The organism is Frankia sp. EI5c (genome assembly GCF_001636565.1).
GTDB lineage: Bacteria > Actinomycetota > Actinomycetes > Frankiales > Frankiaceae > Parafrankia.
In genome coordinates, this window is the sequence record NZ_LRTK01000005.1 from 345,709 (window position 1) to 361,401 (window position 15,693).

13 protein-coding genes and 5 pseudogenes are annotated in these 15,693 nt (G+C 70.2%); 6 read left to right on the forward strand and 12 right to left on the reverse strand.

Going from position 1 to position 15,693, the window contains the following annotated elements; genetic code table 11:
- Positions 1-957: 957 nt before the first annotated feature.
- Genes UG55_RS45905 through UG55_RS03125 form a run of 4 tightly spaced genes read right to left on the reverse strand, consistent with a single transcriptional unit; the run spans position 958 to position 4,980 of the window.
- A complete protein-coding gene (locus UG55_RS45905) occupies positions 958-2,178 on the reverse strand; it encodes a cytochrome P450 (RefSeq protein ID WP_083986334.1) in 1,221 nt (406 codons plus the stop codon).
- Positions 2,157-2,561, reverse strand: a complete 405-nt coding sequence (locus UG55_RS03115; RefSeq protein ID WP_066062399.1) for an alkyl sulfatase C-terminal domain-containing protein — start codon at positions 2,559-2,561, stop codon at positions 2,157-2,159. The genes UG55_RS45905 and UG55_RS03115 overlap by 22 nt, the downstream gene beginning before the upstream one ends.
- Positions 2,562-2,565: 4 nt before the next feature.
- Positions 2,566-3,822 carry a cytochrome P450 gene (locus tag UG55_RS03120; protein ID WP_066062402.1) on the reverse strand — a complete coding sequence of 419 codons (1,257 nt, stop codon included), beginning with the start codon at positions 3,820-3,822 and terminating at the stop codon, positions 2,566-2,568.
- Between the two features lie 60 nt (positions 3,823-3,882).
- Positions 3,883-4,980: a methyltransferase gene (locus tag UG55_RS03125; RefSeq protein ID WP_199865010.1), complete on the reverse strand. Its 1,098-nt coding sequence runs from the start codon at positions 4,978-4,980 to the stop codon at positions 3,883-3,885.
- 406 nt (positions 4,981-5,386) lie between these two features.
- Between UG55_RS03125 and UG55_RS03130 the strand changes: the two genes are divergently transcribed.
- Positions 5,387-6,259 (forward strand): NAD(P)H-binding protein, encoded by an 873-nt coding sequence (locus tag UG55_RS03130; protein ID WP_066062405.1) that lies wholly within the window; start codon positions 5,387-5,389, stop codon positions 6,257-6,259.
- Positions 6,260-7,484: 1,225 nt separating this feature from the next.
- Positions 7,485-8,066 (forward strand): TetR/AcrR family transcriptional regulator, encoded by a 582-nt coding sequence (locus UG55_RS03140; protein WP_066062410.1) that lies wholly within the window; start codon positions 7,485-7,487, stop codon positions 8,064-8,066.
- Here UG55_RS03140 and UG55_RS03145 read toward each other — a convergent pair.
- A complete protein-coding gene (locus tag UG55_RS03145) occupies positions 8,057-8,482 on the reverse strand; it encodes a nuclear transport factor 2 family protein (RefSeq protein WP_066062413.1) in 426 nt (141 codons plus the stop codon). The two genes, UG55_RS03140 and UG55_RS03145, sit on opposite strands and share 10 nt — an antisense overlap.
- Positions 8,483-8,646: 164 nt before the next feature.
- On the opposite strand from UG55_RS03145, the pseudogene UG55_RS31785 reads away from it, so the two are divergent.
- The 4 genes and pseudogenes from UG55_RS31785 to UG55_RS03160 form a co-directional block, all read left to right on the forward strand.
- Positions 8,647-8,817 (forward strand): annotated as a pseudogene (locus tag UG55_RS31785) (MBL fold metallo-hydrolase); the annotation flags it as partial.
- A 1-nt stretch (position 8,818) separates the two neighbouring features.
- Positions 8,819-9,552: pseudogene (locus UG55_RS03150) on the forward strand (MBL fold metallo-hydrolase); the annotation flags it as partial.
- Positions 9,553-9,706: 154 nt separating this feature from the next.
- A complete protein-coding gene (gene fabG / locus UG55_RS03155; protein WP_066062722.1) occupies positions 9,707-10,492 on the forward strand; it encodes a 3-oxoacyl-ACP reductase FabG in 786 nt (261 codons plus the stop codon).
- Between the two features lie 56 nt (positions 10,493-10,548).
- Positions 10,549-10,965, forward strand: a complete 417-nt coding sequence (locus UG55_RS03160) for a lipocalin-like domain-containing protein (protein ID WP_066062419.1) — start codon at positions 10,549-10,551, stop codon at positions 10,963-10,965.
- A gap of 90 nt (positions 10,966-11,055) precedes the next feature.
- On the opposite strand, the gene UG55_RS31790 is transcribed toward UG55_RS03160, so the two are convergent.
- The 7 genes and pseudogenes from UG55_RS31790 to UG55_RS03185 form a co-directional block, all read right to left on the reverse strand.
- The coding region (locus UG55_RS31790) for an aromatase/cyclase (protein ID WP_242423651.1) at positions 11,056-11,522 on the reverse strand (467 nt) is incomplete at its 5' end.
- A 1-nt stretch (position 11,523) separates the two neighbouring features.
- A pseudogene (locus UG55_RS31795) lies at positions 11,524-11,994 on the reverse strand (aromatase/cyclase); the annotation flags it as partial.
- A 2-nt stretch (positions 11,995-11,996) separates the two neighbouring features.
- A complete protein-coding gene (locus UG55_RS03170) occupies positions 11,997-12,254 on the reverse strand; it encodes an acyl carrier protein (RefSeq protein ID WP_066062425.1) in 258 nt (85 codons plus the stop codon).
- A 2-nt stretch (positions 12,255-12,256) separates the two neighbouring features.
- Positions 12,257-12,467, reverse strand: a pseudogene (locus tag UG55_RS31800) (ketosynthase chain-length factor); the annotation flags it as partial.
- 1 nt (position 12,468) lies between these two features.
- A pseudogene (locus UG55_RS03175) lies at positions 12,469-13,483 on the reverse strand (beta-ketoacyl synthase N-terminal-like domain-containing protein); the annotation flags it as partial.
- Positions 13,480-14,741: beta-ketoacyl synthase (locus UG55_RS03180; RefSeq protein ID WP_242423652.1), on the reverse strand; the 1,262-nt coding region annotated here is incomplete at its 5' end. The pseudogene UG55_RS03175 and the gene UG55_RS03180, both read right to left, overlap by 4 nt.
- A gap of 230 nt (positions 14,742-14,971) precedes the next feature.
- Complete coding sequence (locus tag UG55_RS03185) at positions 14,972-15,691, reverse strand: AfsR/SARP family transcriptional regulator (RefSeq protein ID WP_199865011.1); 720 nt, start codon at positions 15,689-15,691, stop codon at positions 14,972-14,974.
- Positions 15,692-15,693 lie beyond the last annotated feature (2 nt).

Here is a 15,693-nt window from a genome sequence, read left to right on the forward strand (position 1 = left end):
GTCAGAGCTCCCGGCCGGGCTGCCGCAGCGCCACTATGGCCGCGGCGAGCAGCCAGATCGGGGCGAGAATGCCGGCGGAGTAGGGCAGGCCGACCACGAGCGTCGCCGTGATGGAAATGCCGGCCAGCACAGCGCTGAGGACGCCGAACCACATCGGCAGCACCCGGGTCCGAATCGTCACGGCCGCGACACAGGCCGCGGCGGCGATGACACCCCACCAGGCCGCGTACTGCATCTGGCTGACAACGACCGTCAGCACCTCGACATCGGTCTTTGTGTAGAACGAGTTGTCGATGCCGCCGGGCGCTCCGCCGGCCAGTACGTGCTTGAGCCCGAAACTGAACATCAGCGAGCCGAGGGCGGCCGCGAAAGCGAGCCTGGCGGCCGGCACCGCGAGACTTTCCGGTGCCNGGCGTTCCAGCATCCGGGTGAACCCGGCGGCGAAACCGAGCAGGGCCAGGACGGCGACGAAGCCGATCGAGGCACCGATCCCGATCGCCATCCGATGGTCGCCGACGGCCGTGTAGAGCGCCTCCGTGCCCTCCCGGGTGACCGACTCGTCCGGGTCGAAGCCCAGCATGAACGAACCGACCGGCGCCAGCACGGCGGCCGCCAGCCCGGCCAGCGGCCAGCGCGGGCGGCGCGGCGCGGCACCTTCCTCGACGATCTGCCGGCCGGCGCCCTGGTAGTCCGCTGTCTGCTGGGCGTGACGGCGGTGCCCGCCGGCGGCCGGGGGCTGCGCCAGTCCGGTGCGGCCGTAGTCGTCGAAGGATCCGGTCACGGTCATGGGGGCTTCTCCGTTCGGGCGGGACACCGCGGCCAGGTCCACGGCGCCGTCAGCGTTGCCCGTAACGATGCTGGTGAACGCCCTGCCGCAACCACGGTGGCACCCGGCGCTTCCGTGGAGAGGACACCACCACCGGCGGCGATGGGGCACCCTCTCCCGGCCCGCGGCGGTCAGTCCGCGGCGGTCAGCCTGAGCGGCAGCGCGTCCAGACCGCGGAGAGTGTTGTTCAGCCGCCACCGCGGCGTACCGACCAGCTCGATGGACGCGCACCTGCGGACGAGTGCCGAGAGCACCGCCTCCGCCTGGACGTAGGCGATCATCCGCCCGACACACGCGTGGATGCCCGCGCCGAACGCGAGATGCGCGCCGGCCCGGCGGCCGATGTCGAAGCGGTCCGGATCCTCCCAGCGGCGGGGATCGCGGTTGGCCGCCCCGAACAGCAGCACCACCCGGTCGCCCGCGGGCACGGTGCAACCGTCGACCTCCGCGTCCCGCGCGACCGTGCGGAAGAACATCTGGATGGGCGACTCCAGCCGGATCGCCTCGTCGAAGGCGGCGCGCATCAGACCCGGGTCCGCGCGCAGCGCCGCGTACTGCTCCGGGTATGTCGCGAGGTACAGGAGGGTCGCGCCCAGACCCTTGACGGTGGTGTCCATGCCGGCGACGAGAAGTCCCCGCACCAGAACGGCTGCCTCCTCCCGGTCGTAGCCCACCGCCCGCGCCCGCCGGTGGATCTGATCGCCCCAGCCCCCCGGTCGCAGGCTCTCCGGGTACAGGTGCTCGACGATCCAGGGCATGACGGTCCTACCCGCCGACATTGCCTCGTCGAACAGCTCGTTCGCCGGCCCGTTGAGATTGAAGGCGACATCGGCGAACCGCGGCAGGTGCTCGGCGCGCCCCTCGCTCGGGATACCGAGCTCGTCGGCGAACATCCGCAGGGGCAACACCTGCGCGATCTGTTCCATCCCGTCGACCTCGTCCGGGCCGACCGCCGCCCGGACGGCCTCGTCCGCCACCCGGAACCAGTCCGCCCGCAGGTCCTGGATCATGCCCGGCGCGAACACCGAGCCGACGACCTGGCGGGCCCGGGTGTGATCGGGTGGATCCGCCTCCTGGAGCAGGCTGCGCGACCGCCAGGAGGACTGGGTCCGCAGGTCGGTGAGCCCGGTTCCGGCCGAGGAGAAGAAGGTCTCGGGCGCGAGCAGTGCGGTGCGCACCGCGCTGTGCCGCGCGAAGGCCCAGACCCCGTAACGCCTCAGCCAGACGACCGGCCCGGCCTCGCGAAGCTCCTCGAACGCGGGGTAGGGGTCGGCGAGGACGTCCAGCCGGAACGGGTCCAGCCCACTGGCCGGCACGGTGGAGCCATGGCTCACCATGTCGTCCTCGCCCACAGGTCGGCGGTGAACTGGTGGTAGTGGCCCGACTGGAGCACCAGTATCAGCTCCAGCAGCTTCGCCCGGTCGCCGGTCACCGCGAACTGGCCGGTCACGAACGCCGTGGCGGCGTGCAGGTCACCGGACTGGAAGTCGACGAGGTCGCGGTAGGTCGCGGTGATGGTGAGATCGCTGTCCGCCAGCAGCCCGCGGCCGGCCCCGGTGATCACCCCTTTCTCGATCAGCAGGTGATAGTCCACATCCCCCTCGGGAGTACCGGTGGCGCGGAACTGCAACCGGACGTTCACATGCGGAATCGCCGGCTGGCTGCTGCCTGCCAGGCTTTCCAGCTCGGTCAGGTAGCCGTCGGACAGGAAACGAACAGTCGCGGCAGCGGTCATCGGTTCACTCCAGTCGATCGCCGAGACGGATATGCAGGGCCTCGACCTGGGGGAAGGCGACCCGGGCGCGATGGCGCAGCGGCTCGGTGACCTCCATCCGCGGGTATCGGCCGACCAGGGCCGGAAACACGATCTCCGCCTGCATCCGGGCAAGCCGCCAGCCCGGGCAGGCGTGGATACCCGCGCCGAAGGAGATGGGCGGACTCTCCGCGCGGGTCACGTCGAACCGTTCCGGGTCCGTGAAACGCACCGGGTCGCGATTGGCGGCGGCGATCAGAATCATCAGCCGCGCCCCCTCCGGGAGGAGGGTTCCGCCGATCTCGGTCGGCTCACTCACCGTCCGGGGAATCATGTGCGCGGGTGGGTCGAACCTCAGTACCTCGTCGATCGCCCGGCTCAGGAGGGCCGGGTCGGCGCGGAGCAGGTCTGCCTGGCCCGGGTTCTCGATGAACAGCCGGATCCCGTTCGTCAGGAAGTACGTCGTCGTCTCGCTGCCGGCGGCGATGACCATGTGGCACATCTGCACGAGCTCCGCGAAGCTCAGCCGCTCGCCGTCGTCCTCGATGTCGATGAGGCTGGAAAGCAGGTCATCGGCCCGCCGGCGCTGCCGCTGCCGCACCAGATCGCCGTAGTAGTCGTCGAGGAAGTCCGCCGCCTCGTCGGCCTTTCGCAGATCGGCGGCCGTCATCCCCAGTTCGAAGGTCCGCTGGAAGTCCCTGATCGGCTCCCGCAGCAGCGGCGCCTCATCCTGGGGGACACCGACGAGGCGGGCTACGACACTGAGCGGGAGCGGGAAACAGAGGTCGTTGCAGATGTCTCCGCCGCCGGCCTCGGCGATCGGGTCGAGAAGCTCGCCCAGCCTGCGCTCGATGAATGCCTGGTGCTCCAGGACACGCTTCGTGGTGAAGGCCCGGGTCACGATACGACGTAGCCGGGTGTGCTCCGGCGGGTCCGCCCACAGCATCGTGGAAGCCAGCTTGCGCAGTGCGGAATGCTGCTCCCAGTCCCCGCTGAACCGGCCGGCCATGAAGGTACGGACATTCTTGCCGACCTGCTTGCTGCGCAACGAATCGTTGACGTCGTCGTACCGGCTGAGCACCCAGATCCCCATGGCGCTGTGGTGCACCGGGACAGCCTCCCGTATCCGCCGGTATCGCGAGTAGGGGTCGACTCTCCCCTCGGGGGAGAAAAGAATCTCCGCGAACGCCTCGTCGGCGGCATGCGCGGTGGCGGCATCCGGCGGTGCTGCCTGGATGGTCATGATGCGCTTCCGTTCGTCATGGCACACGGCCCGTGGTCGGTGAGCGGCTGGCGGACGGACTCACCCGGCCGGGGGCGCGTCGGCCACGTGTGTCTCGACCACATGCAGGAGCGGCCCGACCTGGGTGATGCCGTCGAGCTGGAGGCCGGCGCGTTCCACCAGCTCGGCCACGCCTTTTTTCGTGTGCCTCCGGCCGTTGGTGTTGAGCAGGAAGAGCAGGTCGATGCCGGTCGCGTACCGCATCTCCGGGCTGTCGTCGACCAGATTGGTGACGACCAGTACGCGGCTGCCGGGCCGCCCGGCCCTGGCGGCGTTGCGCAGCGCGGTGACCGTCCTTTCGTCATCCCATTCGAGAATGCTCTTGAACTGGTACACGTCGACCTCGACCGGAATCCGTTCGAGGCAGTTGCCCGGCACGACCCGGGAACGCGAGGCCAGTGCGCCCCCGGGGCGCAGCCGCGGGTCCGGGTTCGCGACCGCGGCCGGCAGGTCGACCAGCGTCCCGTGCAGGTGTGGGTTCTTCTCCAGCAGCGTCGCGAGCGTGTAACCGCGCCCGCCGCCGACGTCGGCGAAGGTCCGCACGCCGCTCAGATCGAACGCCTCGGCGATGGCAGCCGAGGTCAGCCTGCTCAGCTCCGTCTGCGACCGGTTGAACACCTCGGTCGATTCGGGCAGCTCCCGGTGCAGGTGGGCGAAGAACTCGGCACCGTACCGCTCCTCGAAATGGCCCTTCCCCGTGCGCACCGCGGCCTCCAGATCCGGCCACAGGTCCCAGACCCAGGGCTCGGTGACCCACAGGACCCAGAACTTGAGGCTCCGCGGATGATCCTCGCGCAGCAGCCGGGAGGTCTCCGTGTGGACGATGCCCTCCTCGGTCGCGTCGAAGACGCCGTAGCACCTCAGGTTGAGGAGCAGTCGACCGAGGATCTCCGCGTCGACGTCGAGGGACTGCGCCAGCCGGGCGACCGGGACCGGCGTGTCGTCGATCTTCTCGGCCACACCGACCCGGATGGCGGCGCGCAGCGCGGCCGGGGCGGCCGAGGCCAGCGAAAGGTCCCGCAGCCTGGTGATCGGCGACGAGCCGACCTCGTCGGCGACGGGCTGCCCGGCGACGGCAGGCGCTCCGCCGACGGAAGGCGCACTTCTGACAATAGCCACCTGTTCTCCCCTTTCGGGCTGCTGGATTTCCGGGCTGCTGGATCGAGCGCCGGGGTCGGGAACGGGATCGCACGACGCCCGGGCCGCTGGAACCGACGACCCCCAGGCCGCTGGTATTGCTGACGGCAGGTACCGCCGGTGCCGGCCATCCACAGTCAGGTCTGGTGCCCGCGCAGGTCAGATGCTGGTTCCGTGTGTTAGAGCGCCGCTCAAACCTCGCTAAGCGCCGGGCTGGGCGGCATCTCGCCCGAGGCCGCGCCGGGCGGCACCGAGGGTGGCAGGCACGCCACCTCCGGCGGAGATCGCCACCCATCGACACCGACCCTTGACAGCCGGGAGCCGGGCTCGCTATCTATAACCTGAAGAGTAATTCCGTTTCCGGTTCAATCCACACCACGGAGGCACCGTGATCGTTGTCTGCACGCCCACCGGCCAGATCGGCAGCCGGCTGCTGGCCAACCTGCTGGCCCGGGACACTCCCGTGCGCGTGATCGCACGCGACCCGGCCAGGCTCGCGCCGCCGGCACAGGGTCGGGTCGAGGTCGTTACCGGCTCGCTGACCGACCTCGATGTCGTCACCAAGGCGCTGGACGGGGCGGACTCCGTCTTCTGGCTGGTGCCGCCCGACCCCACCAGCACCGACCCGGTCGAGCGGGCCCTGGACTTCGCCCGCCCGCTGTGCGAGGCCATCACCCGGCAGGACGTGCGGCGACTGGTCTACGTCGGCGGCCTGGGCCACAAGGAGGTCACCGACACGGACTCGATGGGCCGCGCCATGACCGAGCTCATCGACAAGACCGGCGTGAACTACCGGACGCTGCGGATGCCCGCGTTCATGGAGAACCTCCTCTGGCAGGTCCAGCCGATCAAGTACCAGGGCACGTTCTTCTACCCGATCTCCGGTGACCGCAAGCTGCCGACCTGCTCCACCCGCGACGTCGCGGCCGTCGCGGCGGACGTGCTGCTGGACAGCTCCTGGACCGGCCAGGACTACATCCCCGTCCTCGGCCCCGAGGACCTGTCCTACAACGACGAAGCGGCGATCATGTCCGAGGTGCTCGGGCGCCCCGTCCGCTACCAGCAGGTTCCGGCCGACGCCTACAAGGCCAGCCTCATCCAGAACGGGCAGACGGAGGCGGCGGCGCAGTGGCTGGTCAACCTGCTGACGGCGATTGACCGCGGCCTCTACAACGCGGAGCCGCGCACCCCCCAGGCCACCACGCCCACCACGTTCCGCCAGTGGTGTGAGGAGGAGCTCAAGCCCGCGGTCCTGGCCTGACCGTGTCATCGGCACCACGCCCCGCCCTCGGGAGGACGACACCATGAAGCTGGGAACCGGCCTCGGGATCAGGGCCGTCACCACCTGGCTCCCCACGACCACCGAGTCGCTGAAGGACGAGATCGACAGCGGGCGGCTCCCGCCCGAGGCCGCGCAGCTGCTGGCGGTCACCGAGGTCCCGGTCTCCGCGGGACCGGCCGCCCCGGAGATGGCGGTGCTGGCCGGCCGAAAGGTACTGGAGCAGGCTGACTGCGACCCTGCCTCGATCGGCATCCTCGCCCACTCCTGGGTCTATCACCAGGGGCACGACGTGTGGTCACCCGCGCACTACGTGGCCAGCGAGCTGAACCTGCCGCCCTCGACGCTGCCGACCGGCATCCACGAGCTCTGCAGCGGCGGCACCTCCGCGCTGTATGTCGCACTCACCAGCCTGCTGGCCGACCCGGGCATGACCGCGGCCCTGGTGACCACGGCCGACCGGTTCGTCCCACCGGTCTGGGACCGCTGGCGCATCCATCCGGACATCTGTTACGGCGACGGGGCGACAGCGGCGCTCCTGCACCGTTCCGACGGTGGGCGCGACGCGCTCGTCCTGCATTCGCTGACGTTCGCGACGGAATGCTGGCTGGAGGCTCTGACCCGCGGCGACGCACCGTTCACCACCGCTCCGATGGAGGGCAAGGAGAACCTCTCCTCGGCGCGGGCCCGGGCGGAGTTCTACGCCACCCACGGCAAGGAGCCCATGCGGGCGGCGGCGACCGAGCGGGTCCGGACCTCACTGCACACCGCGCTCGACGAGGCCGGGCTGGAGCCCGACGACCCGCGCATCCGGCTCGTCGTCGCGCCCCGGCTCGGCCCGCGGCTGCTCAGCGTCATGTACCGGGACGCACTCGACAGCACGCTTCACGCCAAGACGGTGCACCTGCGGGGTCGCACCGGTCACCTCGGGGCCGGAGACATGCTGGCGAACCTGGCCGATGTCGTGGAACAGCGGATGCTCGAACCCGGCGAGTTCGCCGTCGTTCTCGGCTGCGGCTCCGGTTTCACCTGGTCGACNGCGGTTGTTCAGGCGGTGTGAGCCGCCTGCCCCGCACGGGAGCAGCGGCCGGGGAGCGGGAACGGGCGTCGGCCGGGAGACCGGAACGGGCGTTCCCGCGCCCCGGGAGCCGGCGCTCCGGAAACTAGACTTCCGGTTACCCAGACACCAGGCCGGAGGGGATACGCCGTGCCGGAGACCGAGCGGCCCCTACGTGCCGACGCCCGCCGCAACCGCGAACGCATTCTCGCCAGCGCCGGCGAGCTTTTCGCCCGCCACGGCAACGACGTCCAGATGGAGGAGATCGCCGCGCACAGCGGGCTCGGGCTGGGCACGCTGTACCGCCATTTTCCGGGTAAGCGCGACCTGCTCACCGCGGTGGTCCGGGAACGCTTCCAGGAGATGGCGCACCTGGCCTCCGCGGCCGAGCACATCGACGACCCCGGGGTGGCCTTCGAGACGGTCCTGCGCAGCTACCTGGAGGCCGCGGACGGCGACGCCGCGTTTCAGCTCGCGATGCTCGGCTCCAACGACCTGCGCTGGGAGGGCATCGAGCAGCAGAAGGCACAGTTCGCCGAGATCATCGCCCGCATCATCGACCGGGCGGTCGCCGCAGGCCAGCTCCGCCCCGACCTCACGGCCGCGGACTTCCCCGTCCTGGCCTGCGGCATCATGTCCACGATGTACTTCCGGCCCAGCCGCACATCCGACTGGCGCCGTCACCTCGAGCTTGTGCTGACCGGCATTCGCACCGGGAGATCTCAGTCGTAGGTGACCTGGCGGGAGTGGGTGAGCAGTTCACCCTCGGTCTCGAAGAGCACGTCGTGCAGCACGCAGCTCACGAGAACCGGCTCGCTGCCCGGCCGGATCTTCACGACCAGGCAGTAGGCGGTCGACGTAAGACCGCCGCCGTCCCGCGGGCTGATATTGATCATGCTGACCAGGTGCCGGCGCTGCATGGGGTCGTCCTCGAACTTCCGGTGGAAGTCCACCAAATCCGCGACGATGCCGGCCCGGGTGCGCGCCGGCGGCCGCCCCGGCGTGTGCGCGAACTCGGCGTCCACCGTGAAGGTGTCCGCATAACCGGTGAGGTCCCGGGCGTCGAGGCGCTGCATCTGCGCGGCGTAGAACTGCTGGACCCGTGGGTACACGGTGGCCGGGTCGAACCGGACGGGTGCGCTGGTCATAGTTCTCTCCCAGGTCTCGGCTGCCGGTAACCGATTCTGCGGACGACCGCTCGAGCCACGGTCAAACGCGGGTCACGCGCCGCGGGCGGGGCCGGAAACCGGGCGTCCCGTTGACGACATCGGCCCTAGAGCGGCCCTCGAGTGCCAGCCACGACGGTTGCGGTATGCCGACATTCACTGGCGAACCACGCATCGAAGAGGTGGCCGACGGCGTCCACGTGTTTCTTCAGCCCAACGGGGGCTGGTGCCTGAACAACGCCGGCCTCGTGGCGGGGGCGCGCAGGTCCCTCCTCGTGGACACCGCTCCGACCGAGGCGCGGGCCAGACTGCTGCGCNGGCTCATCGAGCACCTCACCCTGCCGGGAACGATCGTCAACACCCACTCGCACGGCGACCACACGTTCGGGAACTTCGTCTTCCCGGAGGCTCTCGTGATCGGGCACGAGCGGACCAGACAGGAGGCGGAGGCGGCCGGCCTGCACCTGACCACGCTGTGGCCCCAGGTCACCTGGGGTGACATCGAGCTGGTCCTCCCGGAGCTGACCTTCAGCGGGCCGGTGAACCTGCGCGTCGGCGAGCACGACGTCGAACTGCACTCGTTCGGCCCGGCCCACAGTGGCTGCGACACGGTCGCCTGGCTGCCCCGCCAGCGGGTGCTGTTCGCGGGCGATCTGGTCATGTCGGGAGTGACGCCGTTCGTCCTGACCGGATCAGTCGGTGGCCTGCGGGACGCACTGACCCGCCTGCGCGAGTTCGACGCGGCGACGATCGTCCCGGGTCACGGACCGGTCGGCGGGCCGGAGCTTCTCGACGCCAGCGAGCGGTACCTGACCTGGCTCGCCGACCTGGCGCGGGCGGGCCTGGCCGAGGGGGTGCCGCCGCTGCAGGCCGCTCGGGACGCCGACCTCGGCGAGTTCAAGGGCCTGCTGGACAGCGAGCGGCTGGCACCGAATCTGTATCGCGCCTACCACGAGTTCCGCGGTGAGGAACACGAAGGCCTCTCCGCCGTCAACGATCTTTTCGCCGCCATGGTGGAGCTGCACGGGGGAATTCCCCGATGCCACGCCTGACCATCTCGGGAGAATTCCCTTTCCGGGATCCCGCGCACCACCACCAACGGGCCTTGAGTCGATCTCTAGGAAGCCCTGGCACCGTGCCCGACAAGAGGTCCACCCTGCCCGACCAGTCGATTTCTGATCGGCTTCGACAGATGGGACATTGACCATCATGACCGAAACCCAGCAGGTCGCACTCGTTACCGGCGCCACCAGCGGCATCGGCCTGGAGATCGCCGCGGCCCTGGCCCGGAACGACATCGCGGTGTTCCTGTGCGCACGGCGGGCCGACGTCCTGGCGGCGACCGTCAAGGATCTTCAGGACCAGGGCCTCACTGTTGACGGTCACAGCTGCGACGTCCGTTCCCCGGAGGAGATCCGGGAGTTCGTCCGGCGCGCCGTCGACCGGTTCGGCCCCGTCGACATCCTGGTGAACAACGCCGGCCGCCCGGGTGGCGGCGAGACGGTCGCCATTACCGACGACCTGTGGTGCGAGGTCATCGACACGAATTTGACCAGCGTCTTCCGCGTCACCAAGGAGGTCCTCACCACCGGCGGCATGGCCGAGCGGGCCCGCGGACGGATCATCAACATCGCCTCCACCGGCGGGAAGCAGGGAGTCGTGCACGCCTCGCCGTACTCCGCCTCCAAGCACGGCGTCGTGGGCTTCACGAAGGCGCTGGGCCTGGAACTCGCCAAAACGGGGATCACCGTCAACGCGGTGTGCCCCGGTTTCGTGGAGACGCCCATGGCCGAGCAGGTGCGTGAGCACTACTCCGCACTGTGGGGAGTCGACGTCGATGAGACCCACTCACGCATCACCGCGCGCGTTCCCATCGGCCGGTACGTCGAGCCGTCCGAGGTTGCGGCCATGGTTCAGTACCTGATCTCCCCGGGTGCCGCGGCGGTGACGGCGCAGGCGCTCAACGTCTGCGGCGGGCTCGGTAACTACTGAGAAAGTCCGGCCTACCGGGCCCCGTCCGCATCGGATTCGGCATGTCAGGAGCACACATGCTCGCGGAAAAGGACCTCGTCGGCAGCTGGCGACTCATCGCCCACTTCTATCTCGACGACGACGGCTCCACCAGCGAGGGCCCGCTCGGTGACGGAGCGGACGGGATACTGATCTACGGCCCGGACGGCTTCATGGCGGCCAGCATGATGCGAACCGGTCCCGCCGCCGGCCCAGCCCGTTCCGGCTCCCCGCCAGCCAGCTATCTGGGGTCGACCGACGACTACCTCGGATACTCGGGCCAGTGGCTGGTTCGCGGCCGCGAGGTGGTCCACCAGGTCCTCATCGGCTCGCATCCCCGGGTCGTCAACACCCGGCAGGTCCGAGAGGCCAGCCTGAGCGACGGTCTCCTGACCCTGCGCAGGCACCTCGACGGAACGACGCGGCACGTGGTGATGACCTGGCGGCGCGTCTGACCGGGCGTGGGGCCGGCCGGCCGCACTCGGACGGCCGGCCCCACGCGCTGCGCGGCAGGTCGTGGGTGACCATCTCGGCCACCGGATGCGCTACCCGCCCGAGGCGTTCCGCGAGCCGACGAACCTGCCGGCCTGGGCCAGGGTGGCCCGCCCGTTACCCCCCAGCGCCCGGCGCAGGTGGGCACGCGCGTCGGCCGGCGTGCTGGACTCCCCCAACACCTCCCTGGCGGCACCCGGGTCGATCGCGACGGTGTGGGTCGCTGTCACCTCGACCCCGTCCCCGCGCTGCGTGAACGTCCACTCGCCGCTGTGACCGAGCAGCATGCGGGGTGGCAGGAGCTGCTTGTAGGCGATGCTCCGGTTCTGCTGGCAGACCCGGACCGAGCGGGTGGTGTGCGCGGCCCCGTCGGCGGTGACCGTGTCCATCTCCAGATGCTGGATGCCCGGCTCCTCCTCGGTCATCTCGGCCCGGGCGACGTGCGGCAGCCGCTCGGCCCAGAGGTCGCCCCGGTAGACGAAGTCGTAGACGTCCGCGAGCCGGCGGTCGAGGACGACGGNGTCGGAGAAGCTGTCCACCAGCTGGTCGACCGGATGACCAAGCTCGGCGAACCGGCCGAGCGCGGCCAGCTCCTCGGTGCTGTTGCGGTCCACCGCGGCACTGATCGTTTCCAGGGTCGCGGCATCCGTGACGGAGAACGTGTGGTCCAACCTGACTTCGGTGCGGTCGGCGCCCACCGGACGCAGCGACCAGCTGCCGGCCATACCGGCCACCGGTGGCTCGCTCCGCTCCTGCCGGAAGGTGATGCGGCGCCCGGCCGGGTCGAGCTCCCGCCGGGAGACCCAGGTACTGACACGGCCCGCCACCAGTGCCCAGAGCTGGAAGCGTTCGTCCCGCGCGGTCCGGTGGAAGTGCCGGGCGTGCACGCTCGGGCCGAACACGACCGGCCACACGGTCACGTCGGCGAGGAGGCGGTACACCTCGTCGGCCGGCGCCGCCACCACCTGGCGATGGGTCAGGGTCCTGGCCATGGCTAGACCCCGATCTGACTGTTGATCCGGTCGAGGAGATCCCGCGGTGTGCGCAGCTGGGCGATCTCCTCGTCGGGAACGACCACGTCGTGGTCCAGCCGCAGCCGGGCCGCCGTCTCGATCAGGGCCAGTGAGTCGTACCCGAGCTCCTCGAAGGTGACGTCCGAGATGTCGCCGCGGAGGCCGTCCTCGTCGTCACCACCGCCGGCGCAGGCCACCAGGATCTCGCGCAGCTCGTCGATGGTCATCGTCGTGTTCATGGTCAGCTCCCGTTCTGGAAGTCACGGATGACGAGGGCCGCGTTGAAGCCCCAGCGGCCGCGGGCGACGACGAGGGCGGTGTCCACCCGCGCCGGGCGGGGCTCACCGAGCACCAGGTCGAGGCCGTACTCGGCCGGCACCGACTCGGTGCCGAAGGTCGACGGAATCAGGTTCTGGCGGATGCACAGCAGCGCGGCGACGACGTCGAGCACCNCGCCGCCGGAGAACAGCCGCCCGGTCAGCGCCTTCGGAGCGGTCACCGGCACTCCGCGGGCACCGAAGACGCGTCGCAACGCGGCGGCCTCGGCCCGGTCGAGCTCGGGCACCCCCGCCGCGTCGGCGAACACGACGTCGACCTCGCCGGGTGCGATGCCGGCGTCCGCCAGAGCGAGTTCGACGGCCCGCCCCAGGGCCGGCGGACGTCCGGTGTCCGGCGCGGGGTCGAAAGTGGCGGCGTACCCGGCGACCTGGCCGTAGACGCGGGCGCCCCGGGCCTGTGCCGCCGCCGCGTCCTCCAGCACGCACATGGCACCCCCCTCGCCCGGCAGGTAACCGGCCGCGTGCTGGTCGAAGGGCCGGTAGGCCCGGCAGGCGGAGCGGTCGCGGCTGACCCGGCCGCTCGCCAGATGGGACAGCCATCCCCACGGGTCGAACGCCGAATCGACACCGCCGGTCACCACCAGCGGCAGGCCGTCCCGGACCGAGCGCCGGGCTTGTCCGACCGCGTCGAGCCCGCCGGCCTGCTCGGCGACGAGCGCACAGGACGGGCCGCGCATGCCATGACGGATGGAGATCTGTCCGGTGTTGACCGCGTAGAACCAGGCGAAGGACTCATACACGCTGACGTGCTCCGGCCCCTGCGACCACAGTTTCCGGAACTCGCGGTGGGTGAACTCGAAGCCGCCGCAGGCGTTCGCGGTGACGACCCCCATGTCGTAGTCGGTCATCCTGGCCGGGTCGACCCCCGCGTCGTCGAGCGCGAAGCGAGCGGCGGCGAGCGCGAACCGGGTCGAGATATCCGTCTGCGCCAGCAGCCTGCTGGGCAGGTGATCGGCCGGATCGAAGCCGTCCACCAGGCCGGCGAGCCGTGCCGGGTAGCCCGAGGTGTCGAACCTGTCGAGTTCTTCGATGCCGTTCCGTCCGTCGACTGTGGCCTCCCAGTAGTCCGCCACGCCCACCGCGTTCGGCGCGATGACTCCCAGCCCGGTGATCACGGCGCCGCCGGTCATGCGGCGGCCTTCCTCGGCCGGGTCAGGACCATGGCGCTCTGGAAACCACCGAAGCCGCTGCCCACGGTCAATACGGTGTCCGTCGGGTGCTCCCGGGCCTCTTTCGGCACATAGTCCAGATCACATTCGGGGTCCGTCACCTGGAGGTTCGCGGTCGGTGGCACCGTCTGGTGCTCCATGGCGAGCAGCGACGCGGCGATCTCCACCGAGCCGATGGCGCCAAGCGAGTGGCCGACCATGGACTTGATCGAGCTGACCGGGGTCCGGTAGGCGTGCTCGCCGAGGCTTCGTTTGAAGGCCGCGGTCTCGTGCCGGTCGTTCTGCTTGGTTCCCGAACCGTGTGCGTTGATGTAGTCCACCCGGCCGGGGTCCAGCCGGGCCTGGTCGAGAGCGGCCCGGATCGCCTCGGCCAGTTCCCTCCCGTCGGCCCTGAGGCCGGTCATGTGGTGCGCGTTGCACCGGGTCGCGAACCCGCCGACCTCCGCGTAGATGCGGGCGCCGCGCCGCTCGGCGGCGGTCCGCTCCTCCAGCACGAACATGGCGGCGCCCTCGGCGAGAACGAAGCCGTTGCGGGTGGCGTCGAAGGGCCGGGAGGCGTGCGCGGGATCGTCGTTGTAGGTCGTGGTCGCCCTGATCGCGTCGAAGCAGGCCACGACGATCGGCGTGATCGGGGTGTCCGACGCGCCCGCGATCATGACGTCGGCGCTGTTCTCACGGATCAGCGCGACCGCGTGGCCCACCGAATCCAGGCCGGAGGTACAGCCGTCCGAGATCATGGCGACCGGGCCCTCCGCGCCGACTGCCCAGGCGACCTCCGCCGGCATCACGCTCGGCACCATGTGGTCGAACATGTGGGGCGAGAGGTGATCCGGCGACATCTCCCAACGCCGGCCCGAGTCGGACAGCACCAGGTACTCCCGTTCGAGGCTGGTCGCGGCCGCGACGGCGCTGCCGAAGCTCACCCCGATCCGGTGCGGCGGGACGGTTTCCGCGCTGATGCCGCTGTCCGCCACCGCCTCCCGGGCACAGACCACCGCGAACTGGGTCGCCCGGTCCATCCGGCGGATCTCCCGCGGGCTCAGCCCTTCCGCCGCGGCATCGAAATCCACCTCCGCCGCTACCTGGGACCGGTAGGGCGAGGGGTCGAAGAAGGAAATCCGCCGGGTCGCCGTCCGGCCCGCGGACAACAGCTCCCAGAACGGCTCCCTGCCCGGCGCCCCGGGTGCCCGGACCCCCATTCCGGTGATGACGACGCGACNGNTCACGAGGTTCCACCGAAAGTCTCGATGCCATTCATTCGAACGACCTTCCTCCCACTGCTTCCACACAGCACCGATCAGGATCTACCGGCCTGATCCGCGTTGTCGAAAAAGCTAGTGGGTGGCCCTCTACGCCCACTCGAACCGCGCTCCACCCGCGCTCCATCCGCGCTATACCGGCGCTCGACGGGTGCCGTGACGCCGCGCCGACGGGTGTCGAGGCCGCCTTTCAGTGGCTGACGAGGATCTCCTGTTGGAGTCGCTGTGCCTCCGGTGACGGCTCCAGGCCGAGCTCGTCGTCGAGAATGCACCGCAGCCGCCGATAGGCGGCGAGTGCCTCACCGCGGCGGCCCGAACGGTGCAGTGCCTGCATCAACCGGATGTGGAACCATTCGTGCAGGTGGTGCTTTGCCACCAGCGACCGCAGCTCGCCGACGATCTCCCGATGCCGGTTGTTCGCGAGGTCGGCCTCGATGCGCAGCGACACGGCTTCCAGCCGCTGCTCCTCCAGGTAAACGTAGAGCCCGCGCAGGTACGGGCCGGCGGAGATGTCACCCGGGACCGGGCCGCGCCATTCATCCAGGGCGGCGCGCAGCAGGTCGGCGGCGGCGGCGGCCCGACCCGCCCCCAGTGCGTCCCGGCCGCACTGCACGAGGTTCTGGAACAGGAAGATGTCGATGTTCTCCCGCGGTACCGCCATGGCATAGCCGCCGGGCCGGGTGACGAGAACGTCCGTCACCCGCGGGCGGGGCACATTGTCAGCGAAGATCTTGCGGAGCTGGTAGACGTACGTCTGGACGATTGTCTTCACGGTGCTGGGCGGGCCGTAGGGCCAGAGCTCGTCGATGAGTTGTTCGGTGCTCACCGTCGCGTTGGCGTTGACCGCCAGCATCGCCAGCACCTGCCTGAGTTTGGTCGCGGTCACCCTGAGGTTCAGCTCACCGGCCATCG

Coding starts and splice junctions, on each gene's coding strand:
- UG55_RS03115 (WP_066062399.1), bottom strand. CDS start 2,561: ATGACCGCTGCCGCGACTGTTCGTTTCCTGTCCGACGGCTACCTGACC.
- UG55_RS03120 (WP_066062402.1), bottom strand. CDS start 3,822: ATGACCATCCAGGCAGCACCGCCGGATGCCGCCACCGCGCATGCCGCC.
- UG55_RS03145 (WP_066062413.1), bottom strand. CDS start 8,482: ATGACCAGCGCACCCGTCCGGTTCGACCCGGCCACCGTGTACCCACGG.
- UG55_RS03160 (WP_066062419.1), top strand. CDS start 10,549: ATGCTCGCGGAAAAGGACCTCGTCGGCAGCTGGCGACTCATCGCCCAC.
- UG55_RS03170 (WP_066062425.1), bottom strand. CDS start 12,254: ATGAACACGACGATGACCATCGACGAGCTGCGCGAGATCCTGGTGGCC.
- UG55_RS03185 (WP_199865011.1), bottom strand. CDS start 15,691: ATGGCCGGTGAGCTGAACCTCAGGGTGACCGCGACCAAACTCAGGCAG.